A 13,462-nucleotide genomic window follows, 5' to 3' on the forward strand; every position below is an offset into this window, starting at 1 on the left:
GAACGAGGGTCTCAAACAGACAATAATGATAAATATTCGCACGAAAAACAGGCGGGCGATGCTCGTACCACAACGGCGGGCAGTCACGGGGGGTGTCGAGCGCCGTGGCAGTTGAACAGGGCAGAACGGAGACGGCGAGCAGTCCCGACGGCGTCCTGGCGGGGCTCGCGACGCGGACGGAGAACCTGAGCGAGCAGGCGTACGCGTACATGCTGTTGGTGCCGGCGTTCACCGTGCTGTTGCTGTTCGCGTTCTGGCCGCTGGCGTCGGCGATCAGGATGTCGTTTTTCGCCGACGTGATCACCGGCGGGCAGCTCGGCGAGTTCACCGGGCTGACGAACTACGTCCAGCTGCTCACGAACACCAACGCGCTCGCGCCGGCGGCGTTCGTCGACCCCTCGTTCCAAACGCCGATCTTAGAACAGGCGCTTTTCATGACGATCCTGTTCGCCGTGTTGAGCGTCACCGGCGAGACGCTGCTCGGGTTCCTCTACGCCATGCTGATGAAAGCCGAGTACAGGGGCCGCCGGCTCGTTCGGCTCCTCATCATCCTGCCGTGGGCGATCCCGATCGTCATCCAGGGGATGATCTTCTTCCTCCTGTTCCGGCCCGGGTACGGGCTCTTGACCGAGCCGCTCCAGCAGCTCGGCCTCTTCTCCAGTCTCCCGCTCAACACGACGTTCGACAGCTTCGTCATCGTGACGGTGGCGGACATCTGGAAGACCTCGGCGTTCATGGCCCTGCTGATCTTGGCGGGGTTAGAGAGCGTCAATCAGGACTTGTACGAGGTGGCGGACGTGATGGGCGCCTCGCGGTGGCAGCGCTTCCGCTACATCACGTTCCCGCTGGTGTTCCCGGTGTTGATGGTCGCGATGCTGTTCCGGACGATGGGCGCGCTCCGGGTGTACGGCATCATCGAGTCGACCACGGTCGGCTGTTCGACCGTCCCGTCGATGACCTGTCTCGTGACGCAGTTCATGTTCGGGTCCGCGTCGCTGTACGGCTCCGCGGCCGCCGTGAGCGTCCTGATCGCCATCGTGGTCGGACTGTTCATCATGGTGTACCTCGGATTCATCCGACGGAGCAACCAGAGCCTGGGGTTAGCCTAACATGAGCATCGACGCACGCAACCACGACGACGCCGAAACGTTCGACGGCTCCGGCGAGGAGACCGGCGACGAGGAGAACAAGTCCCGCATCGCTCGGTGGGCCGACGACTGGATCAAAAACCCCGAGAAGGCGTACGCCGTCATGTTGGTGTTCCTCGGCGGGGTGCTGTTGACGACCTCGCTGTTCCCGCTGTACTGGCTGTTCAACGTCTCGATGGCGCCGCCCGGCCAGACCGACATCCCGCTCGTCCCGGCGACGTTCGACCTGTCGGTGTTCATTCAGGTGTTCCAGCAGGTGCCGTTCGCGCGGTTCATGTTCAACAGCCTGTTTTACGCGTTCACCGTGACGGTGTTCGTGCTCCTCGTCGGGAGCCTCGCCGGCTACGCGTTCGGGCGCCTGGAGTTCCGCGGGAAGACGCCGCTTTTATTCTCGCTTTTGGTGCTCAGCTTCTTCCCGCCGGCGACGCTGTTCATCCCGCTGTTCCGCGCGTTCAACCAACAGGTGCCGATGCTCGGGCTCTTCACCCTCCCGGTGGAGATCTACGGGACGCCCGCCGCGGTCGTCACGCCGCTCAGCGCGTTCACGATGCCGCTGGCGATCTTCATACTGACGACGTTCTACGGCCAGATCCCCGACGGCCTCGAAGACGCCGCCAGAGTCGAGGGGACGACCCGTCTCGGCGCGCTGTTCCGCGTGATCATGCCGCTCTCGGCGCCCGGCGTCGCGACCGCCGGGATTCTCACCTTCATCACGGTGTACACCGAGTTCTTCTTCTCGTTCCTGATGACCGGCAACAGCGCGGCGGAGTGGGCGCCGGTCGTCGACGGCGTCATCGCGTTCCAGACGCAGTACACCGTTCGGTACGACCTTCAGGCGGCGGCGAGCCTGATCGCCATCGTTCCGGTGGCGATCCTCGTCGTCGTCGCACAGGACAAGATCATCAGCGGGCTCACCCAAGGAGCACTCAAGGAGTGACCACACATGGCACGAGTACAACTCACTGACGTAACGAAGCAGTACGACGACGTAACGGCGGTTGACAACATGAACCTCGACCTGAAAGACGGCGAGTTCATCTGCCTCGTCGGTCCGTCCGGGTGTGGGAAGTCCACGACGCTCGAGACGATCGCCGGCCTCACCAAGCCGACGTCGGGCGAGATCCTGATCGGCGACAAGGAGGTGACGAACCTCCCGCCGAAGGACCGCGGGATCGCGATGGTGTTCCAGAACATCGCGCTGTTCCCGCACATGGACGTGTACGACAACATCTCCTTCGGCCTGCGGCTCCGCGACTTCCCGCAAGACGAGATGGACGAGCGCGTCGACGAGGCCGCCCGTGTGGTCCGCATGAAGGGGATGCTCGACCGGATGCCGAGCGAGATGTCCGGCGGGCAGCGGCAGCGCGTCGCGATCGCGCGAGCGATCGTCCGCGACCCGGACGTGTTCCTGATGGACGAGCCGCTGGCGAACCTCGACGCCAAGCTGCGCGTCAACATGCGAACGGAGCTCCAGCGGCTCCACAAGCAGTTGGACACGACGATCATCTACGTCACGCACAACCAGGCCGAGGCGATGACCATGTCGGACCGGATCGCCGTGCTCGACAAGGGCCAGCTCCAGCAGATCGCGCCGCCGCTGACCTGTTACAACGAGCCGGCCAACCGGTTCGTCGCCGGCTTCATCGGGTCGCCCTCGATGAACTTCGCCGACGCCACCGTCGGCGACGGCACCCTCGACGCGAACGGCTACTCCATCTCCTTCGACACCTCGGCGATAGACGGCGTCGGAAACGGCGACGCGGTGGAGTTCGGCATCCGGCCGGAGGACATCTACCTCGAGAGCAACAGCGCCGAGGCCAAGGACCCGAGCCGGACGTTCTCGGTCACGACGGACGTGCTCGAACCGATGGGCGACGAGATCTTCGTCTACCTGAAGCCGATCCTCGACACGTCCAGCGAGCAGGCGGACTTCGAGGAACGGCAGGGGCTGTTGATGAGCATCGATCCCTCGAGCGACATCGCCGAGGAGGAGGACGTCGAGATCGTCTTAGACCGCTCGCACCTCCACCTGTTCGACGACGCCACCGGCGACGCGATCTCGCACGGGATCGTGGCCGGCGCCGGCGTCGAGGCCGACGGCGAAAGCGCTCAGGCAGACTGAGCGGGCGGTCGCGTTTTCTCGCGGACGACGTTTCGGGGGCGCGACCGCGGGCCGTCGTTCCGACACCGGGTTCCGTGAGCCTCAGTCGGCAGTCCCCGATTCCACGCTGAGGACGGAGATCCGATGGGCCTCGACGGCCTCGACCATCGCGCCCCAGCCGCCGACCTCCACCGGTCCGTCGTCTGTCTCGACGACGAGCGCGACCTGACCGCCGAAGCTGGCGATCGCCTGGGCGTCGGCCGCGTCTTCGAATCCCGTCGTGGTGACCCCCGAGAGCCGCCCCTCGACCACTCGGTCCGCGCCGGTCTCCGTGTCCGCTCCCTCGATGCGGACCTTCACCGTCGCGCCGTCTCGGAGCAGCGGGGCGACGTCCCGGACGCAGTACCGGATGTCGACGTACTCTATGGGCGGTTCGTCGCTGAGCGACGAGTAGATCGGCTCCCACATGTCCCACTGCGTGGTCAGGAAGTACCAGTGGAACACGTAGGTGTGCGTGCGGTCGTCGACGAGCACGCCGTACTCGTTCATCGAGCCTGCGTGCGGCGCGAAACACGTCTTCGTCCGGTCGACGATCACCGCGAACGGCGAGGGGAGCCGGCGGTGCCGCGCCTCGGAGCAGACCTCGCTGAGTTCCTCTGCGTCGGGGAGGGCCTCCCGGCCGGCGTCCGGCGTGTGGATCGAGAGGTTGACCCGAATTCCGCGTCCGGTCGCCTCGCGGAGGGCCGGTCGGAGCCGTTCGAAGTGCTCGACGCCGAGCGAGACGTTCACCTGCGATTCCGCCTCGCGGATGAACTCGTCGGCGTTCTTGATCACCGTCTCGAAGCGGGTGACGATGCTCACCGTCGACCGCTCGACCGACGGCTCGTTCCAGCGGCGTTCGATCTCCTCGGTCGCGGTGGTGAACCGGTTCGCCCGCGACTGGAGGTCGTCGGTGATCTCGTCGAGGCTGTTCGCGCGGGCGTACAGCGACTCCTGGTCGTACATCTCGATGTACCCGTTGCTCTCTAGGTCCCGCAACACGTCGTAGATCCGCGGATCGGGAACCCCGCTGGCGTCCGCGATGCGGGTCACCGGTGCCGAACCCAGTTCGAGGACCGTCACGTACGCGTCCGCCTGGTACGGCGAGAGCCCGGCGTCCTCTAAGACTCCGGTGAGCTCGTCACGCTCCACCGTCACCACCCGTCACACGTCGCTTCAGGAGGGCGGCGCGCCCGACGCGGACCGTCGTCACCCGGCGCGGACCGTCCGGTCTGCCGGCGCCGCGCCCGCGCGTCGAGGCCACGCGTCTGCCGAGTCGGTTAGCCATGCTTTCGACTACCACGGAAGTGATAAAACATTTTATTTTGCGGTCACCTGTCATCCGCCGGGTCCCCCCGGTGTGAACGCGATCCGGCTAAACGGGGCCGTTCCGACTGAAAAGGCTTTATTCGGTCCGTCGTCGACAACGTTCATGAACGACTCGCCCGGCCGAGACGACCGTCCACCCCGGTCGCGGTGGACGCGAGAGCAGGCGGCGTCGGTCGAGCGTCGCCGCGGGAACGTCGCGCCGGTCGCGGGGCCGCCGACGGTCGACCCCTTCCCGGACCTCCACGTCTGGGACACGTGGCTGCTGCGCGACCGCCACGGGGAGATCGCCGAGGTGAACGGCTGGCGGCTGGCGTTCTCGCTGACCGCGCCGGCGGACCTCCTCCCCGGGACGCGCCACGACGTGGCCGAGATCCGCTGTTTCTACTCGCGTAACGGGAGCGAGTGGCGCGACGCCGGTCCGGTCTTCGGCGGCGACGCGCTCGGACAGCGGCAGTGGGCCGGCTCCGCGCTGTACGACGACGGGGACTGTTACCTCTACTACACCGCGGCCGGCCGCGACGAGGCCGACGAACTGACCTACACCCAGCGGGTCGCGGTCGCACACGGCGGAACCGTGACCGCGGACGATTCCGGCGTCGAACTCGCCGGGCCGTGGACCCACGAGACGCTCCTCGAACCCGACGGGGAGTGGTACGAGACGGAGGCGCAGTCGCGCGGGATGACCTACACCTTCCGCGACCCGTGGTTCTTCGAGGACCCCGCGACCGGCGAGACCCACCTCCTCTTCGAGGGCAACGCCCCGGCGCCCGAGCGCGAGGGCGACGGCGCCGAGACCTCGCGTCGACGGGAGTTCAACGGCTGCGTCGGCGTCGCTCGCTCCGCGTCCGGCGACCCGCTCTCGTGGGAGCTCCGGCCGCCGCTCGTCGAGGCCGTCGAGGTGAACCAAGAGCTCGAACGCCCGCACGTCGTCGTCGCCGACGGCCGGTACTACCTGTTCGTCTGCAGCCACGTCCACACGTTCGCGCCCGGCGTGAGCGGCCCCGACGGCCTGTACGGGTTCGCCGCGGACCGGTTCGACGGGCCCTACCGGCCCCTGAACGGGAGCGGGCTAGTCGCGACGAACCCGCCGGAAGCGCGGTTCCAAGCGTACTCGTGGATGGCGTTCGCTCACGACGGGGAGGTGTTACTCCAGAGCTTCCTCAACTACCACGACTTCGCGGGCGACTCGCTCGACGCGGTAGCCGAGTTCTCCGAGGCCGAACAGCGCGCGCGGTTCGGCGGCACGCTCGCGCCGACGCTCCGGCTCGGGGTCGACGGCGACGAGACCCGGCTGCTCGGAGCGCTCGACGCGTGGCGGATCCCCACGCCGGACGAGGCGCTCCCGCCGGTCGACGAGTCCGAACTGCCGGACGACGACTTCGACGGGAGGGTCCTCGAGGGCGGCGTCCGCGACGGCTACGGCGACGCGCCGTCAGAGTCGGAGTACGACGAACCGTTGCCGTAGCTCGCGAGGGGGTTTCGCGGCGTCTGCGGCGCGTGGAACCGCGGAGGGGCCGGCGGCTGGGTTCCGGGTGAGCCGGCGCGGCAGAAGAAAGACGACGATTTACGCGGGGACGGCCGCTTCCGTCCGCTCCTCGGACCGCTCTTTGACGAACGTCACCGGGCAGTCGGCCTCGAGCAGCACGCGCTGAGAGGTCGAGCCGAACAGGGCCTTGCCGGCCGCCGAGCGGGTTCGCCCGCCGACGACGACGAGGTCCGCGTCGAGGGTCTCGGCCTCCCCGAGGATGCTGTCGGCGGTCTCGCCGAGCGCGCCGCGGATCTCGTAGTCGACGCCCGCGCGTTCGAGGCGCTCGGCGACGTCGGTGACGATCCGCGACCGCTGAGAGACGTCGTCGGGCGTGACCTCCGAGTCGGGGTCGATGTTCAGCTGCGTCTCGATCGTGTCGTACCGCTGGCGGTCGAACACGTGGAGGAGGACGATGCGACCGTTCGGGTCGACGACGGACGCGGCGGTCTCTGCGAGCTCTTCGAGTCGGCTCTCGTCTTCCGATCCGATAGCCAGAAGGACGGTGTTCATGCTCATCTCGATTACACGTAGGCGACGAAGGAACTTATATCTTCGCAAAGTTAATTCGTAGTTGAGTTAATATTCATGTACATCGCGGCAGGCGCGCTTCGAGGGCGTGCTCGCTGACCGTCGGGGAAGCGCACCCGTGAGGGCGGCGTCGACGGGGCTCGGTGACGCCGCTTTCACCCTAGGGCCCGGTGACGTCGCTTTCCTCCGGCCGACGCTCCGGAAAACGGCACAGCCGTCGCTCGCGGTGAAACGAGTCCCGAGTCGGGCGGGCGACGACTCCCGGCGTCGCCTCGGTGTCCGCCGGGTCAGTCGGTCCGCGGGGTCGCCGAGTCCGGATACGCGTCTCCGAGTTCCCAGACGGTCACGTCCTCGACGTCGGCGCGGCCGCCCGACGCCGCGAACGAGATCCCCGTGCTGTCCGCCCGCGTCGGGTACACGCGGCTCGTCAGGCAGTGCCGCTCGTTGGCGAATAGCTCCACCGTGGAGCCGTCGAGGAACGCCCGGAGCGCGAGCGGTCCGTCGTACGGCGTCACGGTCATCCGCTGGTCGTCGCTCCGAACGCGGGGGTCGTCGCTCGCGGCCGAGCGGTCGACGACCAGTTCGTTCGTCGAGCTGTACCGGATCTCGGTGCGCTCTCGCCGGTCCGGCGACTCGAAGACGGAGAGCGTCACGGCGTCGGCGTCGTCGAGCGCGATCGTCGCCGACAGTTCGAGCGCCCGGCCGCCGGCGGGAGGGGTCCACCGTTCGTCGTCGAGCGAGACCGACGCCCCGTCGACCTGCGTCGTCTCCCTGAGCGCGGTCAGTTGCGGCGCCGGACGCTGCGTGAGACCCCCCGCGTCGTCCACCTCGATCCGGCGCGGTACCGACAGCGAACCGGACCACCCGGCGTCCCACTGCGCCTCCGTGTCGCGGGCCTCGGGGAGCCACCCCCACGTCAGGTAGCCGTCGTCGACGGCCATCGACTGCGGCGCGTAGAAGTCGCCGTGGTCGAGGACCCCCCGGGCGGCGACGTCGAACTCCCCGTCGCGCCGGGTGCCGATGAAGTACGGGACGGTCTCGTAGTCCGAGACGTGGAGGAGGTCCCACTCGTCGAAGCGGAGCAGCTCGGGGCACTCCCAGACGGCCCCGGCGTCCGGCCGGTCGGCGGTCAGGAGCTGGCCCTCGTAGCGCCAGTCGCGGAGGTCCTCGGAGCTGTACCGGAAGACCGTTCCGCCGACGTCGGCGAGGCCGGAGCCGATGAGCTGGTGCCACCGGCCGTCCTCGTGCCAGACGCAGTGGTCCCGGAACTCGGCCTGCCAGTGTTCGGTCTCCAGCACGTCGACGTCGTCCGGCGGCGCCTCGATGACCGGGTTCGACCGCTCTTTGGTCCACGACCGGAGCGTCGAGTCGGCGGCGGTCGCCAGGCAGGGGAGCTGCCGCCGGTCGCGCCCGCCCGTGTACAGTATCGTCGGCTCGCCGTCGAACTCGACCGCACAGCCCGACCAGCAGCCGTCGCGGTCCGGGCCGTCGGGCGAGGGCGCCAGCGCGACGGGTTCGTCTCGCCAGTGGACGAGGTCCTCGCTCGTGGCGTGGCCCCAGTGGATCGAGTTGTGGTACGGCCCGCCCGGGTTGTACTGATAGAACAGGTGGTAGGTGCCGTCGCGTTCGATCAGCCCGTTCGGGTCGTTGAGCCAGTTCGCCGGCGGCGTGACGTGGTATCGGGGGCGCTGGCGGTCGTCGTCGAGTTTCCCTCGGAGGCGCCGGAACTCCTCGCCGCTGGCGGGGCGGTCGAAGCGCGAATCCGGGCCGCTCGCCAGCGAGTCGATCAGTCCCTCCGCGAGACGGTCCCGGTTCGCGCCGTACGGCTCCCCGGCCGCCGAGGCGAACGCCAGCTCGCTGGCGCCGAGCACCGCGCCCTCGCCCGGGTGCCACCAGATCACGCTGGTCTGTTCCGGGCGGTCGTGTTCGCCCTCGACGGTCGACGCGAGGACTTCGCCCTCGGCCGGGAGCTGCTCCTCGTAGCGGGCGTACGGGACCGCCCCGCGGTCCGCGACGGGGGTCCGGAGCCCCTCGAACGCGTCGACCGCGGGGTGGTCGTCGTACACCGAGCGCCAGAGGGGCCCGGTCGGGGCCGTGACGGTCCTCGTCCCGACGGCGTCGGGAGCGACCGGCTCGACGCCGAGCGACGTCACCGCCCCCACGGCGCGGAGGCTCAAGAGGAGGCCGCCGCCGTCTCGGACGTACGCGGCGAGCGCCGACGCGGTCCGGTCGTCGAGCGCCGTCGGCGGCTCCTCGCGGTGCCACCAGAGGACGTCGTGCGGCGTCGACGGGTCGACCTGAGCCGGGTCGACCGCCTCGACGTCGTACCTGGCGTCCGCCCACTCGCGCGCCGCCTCCTGTCGGTCGCTCGGGCGCCCGTCGACGAGGAGCCCGACGCGAACCGGCGTGGCTGTCATGGGTCGGCTATCGCGTCCCGAAGTAAAAACGCGATCCATCCGGCGGCGAGTCGGCGGCGGTCGCTCGCTCACCGCCCGCCGCTCGAACCGAGTGACTGCGGGCACACGGGACCGTTCCGACAGTGCTAACAGACGCGGGACCAATGTGGACGCAGTACGCTCTGGACCGGCGGCACGTCGCGGGCGATGGCGTGTCGCGTCGGCCGGGTCCCACGCAAAAATGACAGCGCACGAATGGTGGAAGGAGGCGGTGGCGTATCAGATCTATCCGCGGAGTTTCAACGACTCGAACGGCGACGGCGTCGGCGACATCCCGGGGATCGTCGAGAAGCTCGACTACGTCGACGAGCTCGGCGTCGACGTCGTCTGGCTCAGCCCGGTGTACGAGTCGCCCCAGAACGACAACGGGTACGACGTCAGCGACTACCGCTCGATCCACTCGGAGTACGGGACGATGGACGACTGGGAGTCGCTGCTGGCCGGGCTCCACGACCGGGACATCAGGCTGGTGATGGACATGGTCGCGAACCACACCTCGTCGGAACACGACTGGTTCCGGCGGTCCCGCGCGGACCCGGACGGGGAGTACGGCGACTACTACGTGTGGCGCGAGGGCGACCCGGCCGACCCCCCGAACAACTGGAAGTCGTTCTTCGGCGGCTCCGCGTGGACGTACGACGAGGAGCGCGAGGCGTGGTATCTCAGCCTCTTCGACACGACACAGCCCGACCTCAACTGGCGCAATCCGGACGTTCGACGGGACCTGTACGACGTGATGAACTGGTGGCTCGACAAGGGGATCGACGGCTTCCGGCTCGACGTCCTCAACCTCATCTCGAAGCCGGAGGGGCTGCCCGACGGCGACCCCAGTCGAGACCTCGTCGGGAGCGAACACTTCGTCGACGGGCCGCGGATCCACGAGTACCTCGACGAGATGCGCGAGGCGGTGTTCGCCGGGAGAGACATCGTCACCGTCGGCGAGATGCCGGAGCTCACGCTCGATTCCGCCCGCGAGTACACCGGCGAGGACGGGCCGCTCGATCTGGTCTTCCCCTTCGAACACGTCCAGGTCGACTTCGGTCCGAACGGTCGCTGGGACGTCGGCGAGTGGACGCTGTCGGAGCTCAAATCCGTCCTCGACAGGTGGCAGCACGGCCTCGACGACGAGTGGTGGACGACCCTCTTCTTCGAGAACCACGACCAGCCGCGCAGCGTCTCCCGGTTCGGCGACGACGAGGCGTATCACTACGAGTCCGCGACCGCGCTCGCGACGGTCCTCCTGACGCTGCGCGGAACGCCGTTCGTCTATCAGGGACAGGAGCTCGGGATGACGAACACGACCTTCGAGACCCTCGACGACGTGGCCGACGTCGACACCGTCCGGAACGTCCGGGAGCTGCTGGCGGACGGGGCGTACGACGGGTACGAAGACGTCAGACACGTCGTCGAGGCACGGTCGCGTGACAACGCCCGGACGCCGATGCAGTGGACCGACGGGCGGCACGCGGGCTTCACCGAGGGCGATCCGTGGCTGCCGGTCAACGACGACTACGAGGCCGTCAACGCCGCTCGCGAGCGCGAGCGGACGCCGTCGGTGCTGTCGTACTACCGGACGCTGATCGACGTGCGAGGGAGCTCGGAACCGCTCCGGTACGGCTCCTACGAGCTCCACTACCCCGACGAAGAGCAGCTGTACGTCTACGAGCGGAGCCTGAACGACGAGCGGGTCGTGGTCGTGCTCAACCTCTCTTCTGAACCCCGGTCGGCCGACGTCGATCCGGTCGCCGCGTCGGCCTCCCTCCTCCTCGGAAACTACGAGTCGGTGCCGGAAGCGCCCGGCGAGCCGTTCGACCTGCGTCCGTACGAGTCCCGGCTGTACGCCGAGTCACGCTGAGGCCAAGCGTCGGGCGACGCGGGCGGACCGATCTCGGTGACGGGACGGGGTCGAGGACGACCCGTCGCCGTCCCGTGAATTTATTATCGGCACACGCGTCGGCACAGTCGAGAGATGTCCCGTCGGCAACGAGCGGCGACGACCGCGGCGCAACGGCACGGCCACCACGACGGACCCGCCGGGGCACGCCATGACGCGTGAGACGCTCGTCGCCGGCGAGGCGCTGATCGACTTCATTCCGGACAGACACGGGGCGCTGGCGGCGGTCGAGTCGTTCTCTCGACAGGCGGGCGGCGCGCCGGCCAACGTCGCGGTCGGGCTCGCCAGGCTCGGTCGGACGCCCTGGTTCTGTACGACCCTCGCGACCGACGCCTTCGGCGACCACCTCGCGAGCGTGCTCGACCGCGAGGGGATCCCGGACCGGTTCGTGAGCCGCGAGCCGGACGCTCAGACCGCGCTGGCGTTCGTCTCGCACAGCCGGGACGCGGACCGGGAGTTCACGTTCTACCGCCAGGGGACGGCCGACAGGCGGTTCGATGCGAGCGGCGTCCCGGACGACGTCCTCGAGTCGGTCGACGTCGTGGTCGTCGGCGGGGTGACGCTGACCGTCGAGCCGGCCCGCTCGGCGACGTTCGACCTCGTCGAGCGCGCACGGGCTGCGGGCTGTCGGGTCCTCTTCGACCCGAACGTCCGGCCGGAGCTCTGGGAGGTCGACCCCGCGCCGACGATGCGTCGGATGCTCTCGATGACGGACGTTCTCAAGGGCTCCCGGGAGGACCTCGGCGGCGACACGCTCCCGACGGAGCCCGACGAGTTGCTCGACGCCGGACCGGACGCGGTGTTCCTGACGGAGGGCGACGCCGGGGCGCGCCTGATCGCCGCCGAGGGCTCCCCCTGGGGACGCGGCGAGTGGCACCACGGCGGCTACCGCGTCGACGACGTCGCCGACACGACGGGCGCGGGCGACGCCTTCACCGCGGGCGTCGTCGCGGGACTGGTCGACGGCACCGCGCCCGAGGAGCTCCTCGGGTTCGCGAACGCCGTCGCCGCGGCGTCGACCCGCTTCGAGGGCGCGATGACCGCGCTTCCGGACAGGGAGGCGGTCGAGCGGGTCCGCGACGGTCGCTGACGGGGTCTCCGGTCCGGGCGCCTCCCGTGGGGACTCACTCCGCGTTCGAGCGGACGTTCGCGACGGCGACGGCGATCAGGTACGAGAACGCCGGGAAGGTCACCGCGACCACGACGAGGAACGCCGGGTCGAGGCCGGCGGGACCGTCGGAGAGCCAGCCGGTGTACTGGAGGACGGCCAGCGTGAGGACCACGAGCGCCGTGTTGATCGCGTACTCGGAGAGCGGGGGAGTGGGGAACCGCATACGGACGGGAGACACCGCCGCTCACTCAACGCTTTCGACGCGGTCTCGCTCGCGGTCCCGCCGCCGAGCCAACACCCGTTTGAGCCCCTTTCCCGGCCCGCCCTCGATGGGCCACCCCTTCGTCCGCCACTGCGGGGGTTCCGGCGAGAACTCGGAACAGGAGCCCGAACACTCGCGCGCGGTGGGGACCTGCTCTTTCGCGGCGCAGTAGGGAACGAGCGCCCGGCCCTCGCGCCGGAGTTCGAAGTGGCGGCAGTCGGGACGCATCGTGTCGTGGAACGAGCGCCACCCCTTGCCGTAGGCGCGCTCGGCGATCTCCAGCCGCAGCGTCTCGGTCTCCGGGTCGCGGCGCTCGCCGTCCGCGGGCGAGAGATCGCTCGGGTGCCACGCCACGTCGGCCGCGTCGGCGTCGACCCCGTCCGCGAAGTCGGTGGCGAGGATCCCGGCCTCGACCGGCATCTCGCGGAGCAGCGCCGGTTCGACGCGCTCGCCGGTCGTCTCGGTCGCCAGCCACACCTCGTCGGCGAGCCCGGCGTCGACGTCGTGTTCCAGCTGGTCCGCCAGCCGGTCGGCGGCCGAACGGTCCAAGTCCGGCTTGTTCTCGACCGCGACGATCCGCTCGACCCAGTCGGGGTACGGTCGCTTCCGGCGGATCTGGATACGGTTGCCGTCGCGGCGCTCCTCAATCAGGTCGCGGCCCGCCGCGCGGTGGACCGCCTGGCGCACGTAGCGCCACGGGTAGCCGGGATCGGGCAGCGCGTCGCGGTACCACGTCCACTCGGCGGGCGCGCCGCGGACGACGTGGAGCTGGTCCGAGCCGATGGTCCGGTCGCCGAGGGCGCGGCGCCGTTCGAACGCCGTCGGGTCGACCTCGATCACGACCGTGTCCCAGCGCCGCCGCTGGGTGCCGAGCTGTCGGGAGACGAGGGCGGGACGCGGCCCCTCGCTCGGGTGCCACGCCAGCTCGGCGTACCGGCAGACGAGCAGCTCGTAACCGAACTCGGCGTCGGGCGTCACTGCTCGAACGGTCGGCGGCGGCGGACAAAAGCGGACCGCTCGGCTCGCGGCCGAGCCGCGGGTCCGCCGTCGGGCCCGCGTCCGCGAC

At 69.3% G+C, this 13,462-nt stretch carries 12 protein-coding genes; 6 read left to right on the plus strand and 6 right to left on the minus strand.

All coding sequences use genetic code 11. The features are described from left to right. Positions 1–104: 104 nt before the first annotated feature. Genes ACZ5KW_RS13315 through ACZ5KW_RS13325 form a run of 3 tightly spaced genes read left to right on the plus strand, consistent with a single transcriptional unit; the run spans position 105 to position 3,270 of the window. Positions 105–1,109: a carbohydrate ABC transporter permease gene (locus ACZ5KW_RS13315; RefSeq protein ID WP_343778213.1), complete on the plus strand. Its 1,005-nt coding sequence runs from the start codon at positions 105–107 to the stop codon at positions 1,107–1,109. Position 1,110: 1 nt separating this feature from the next. Then, positions 1,111–2,085: a carbohydrate ABC transporter permease gene (locus tag ACZ5KW_RS13320; protein WP_343778215.1), complete on the plus strand. Its 975-nt coding sequence runs from the start codon at positions 1,111–1,113 to the stop codon at positions 2,083–2,085. A gap of 6 nt (positions 2,086–2,091) precedes the next feature. Further along, complete coding sequence (locus ACZ5KW_RS13325; RefSeq protein WP_343778216.1) at positions 2,092–3,270, plus strand: ABC transporter ATP-binding protein; 1,179 nt, start codon at positions 2,092–2,094, stop codon at positions 3,268–3,270. A gap of 81 nt (positions 3,271–3,351) precedes the next feature. Here the strand turns inward: ACZ5KW_RS13325 and ACZ5KW_RS13330 are convergent, their stop codons facing one another. Together ACZ5KW_RS13330 and ACZ5KW_RS13335 are read right to left on the minus strand one after the other, a co-directional pair. Then, positions 3,352–4,446, minus strand: coding sequence for a TrmB family transcriptional regulator (locus ACZ5KW_RS13330; protein ID WP_343778218.1), 1,095 nt, complete (start codon positions 4,444–4,446; stop codon positions 3,352–3,354). After that, positions 4,430–4,576 (minus strand): hypothetical protein, encoded by a 147-nt coding sequence (locus ACZ5KW_RS13335; protein WP_343778220.1) that lies wholly within the window; start codon positions 4,574–4,576, stop codon positions 4,430–4,432. The genes ACZ5KW_RS13330 and ACZ5KW_RS13335 overlap by 17 nt, the downstream gene beginning before the upstream one ends. Positions 4,577–4,720: 144 nt before the next feature. Between ACZ5KW_RS13335 and ACZ5KW_RS13340 the strand changes: the two genes are divergently transcribed. Then, on the plus strand, positions 4,721–6,082 hold the full coding sequence (locus tag ACZ5KW_RS13340) for a glycoside hydrolase family 68 protein (protein ID WP_343778221.1): 1,362 nt from the start codon (positions 4,721–4,723) through the stop codon (positions 6,080–6,082). 99 nt (positions 6,083–6,181) lie between these two features. Here the strand turns inward: ACZ5KW_RS13340 and ACZ5KW_RS13345 are convergent, their stop codons facing one another. After that, positions 6,182–6,661, minus strand: a complete 480-nt coding sequence (locus ACZ5KW_RS13345; RefSeq protein WP_343778222.1) for a universal stress protein — start codon at positions 6,659–6,661, stop codon at positions 6,182–6,184. Between the two features lie 299 nt (positions 6,662–6,960). Continuing rightward, positions 6,961–9,090: a glycoside hydrolase family 32 protein gene (locus ACZ5KW_RS13350; protein ID WP_343778224.1), complete on the minus strand. Its 2,130-nt coding sequence runs from the start codon at positions 9,088–9,090 to the stop codon at positions 6,961–6,963. 220 nt (positions 9,091–9,310) lie between these two features. Between ACZ5KW_RS13350 and ACZ5KW_RS13355 the strand changes: the two genes are divergently transcribed. Further along, the gene (locus tag ACZ5KW_RS13355) at positions 9,311–10,984 is read left to right on the plus strand and encodes a glycoside hydrolase family 13 protein (RefSeq protein WP_343778226.1); all 1,674 of its coding nucleotides are present in this window, start codon (positions 9,311–9,313) and stop codon (positions 10,982–10,984) included. A gap of 190 nt (positions 10,985–11,174) precedes the next feature. Then, a complete protein-coding gene (locus ACZ5KW_RS13360) occupies positions 11,175–12,113 on the plus strand; it encodes a carbohydrate kinase family protein (protein WP_343778228.1) in 939 nt (312 codons plus the stop codon). Between the two features lie 34 nt (positions 12,114–12,147). Here ACZ5KW_RS13360 and ACZ5KW_RS13365 read toward each other — a convergent pair whose 3' ends face one another. Together ACZ5KW_RS13365 and ACZ5KW_RS13370 are read right to left on the minus strand one after the other, a co-directional pair. Next, the gene (locus ACZ5KW_RS13365; protein ID WP_343778230.1) at positions 12,148–12,357 is read right to left on the minus strand and encodes a hypothetical protein; all 210 of its coding nucleotides are present in this window, start codon (positions 12,355–12,357) and stop codon (positions 12,148–12,150) included. Positions 12,358–12,378: 21 nt separating this feature from the next. After that, complete coding sequence (locus tag ACZ5KW_RS13370) at positions 12,379–13,374, minus strand: DUF5787 family protein (RefSeq protein ID WP_343778231.1); 996 nt, start codon at positions 13,372–13,374, stop codon at positions 12,379–12,381. Positions 13,375–13,462: the final 88 nt, after the last annotated feature.

The sequence above is a fragment of the Halorubrum ejinorense genome (assembly GCF_055389685.1).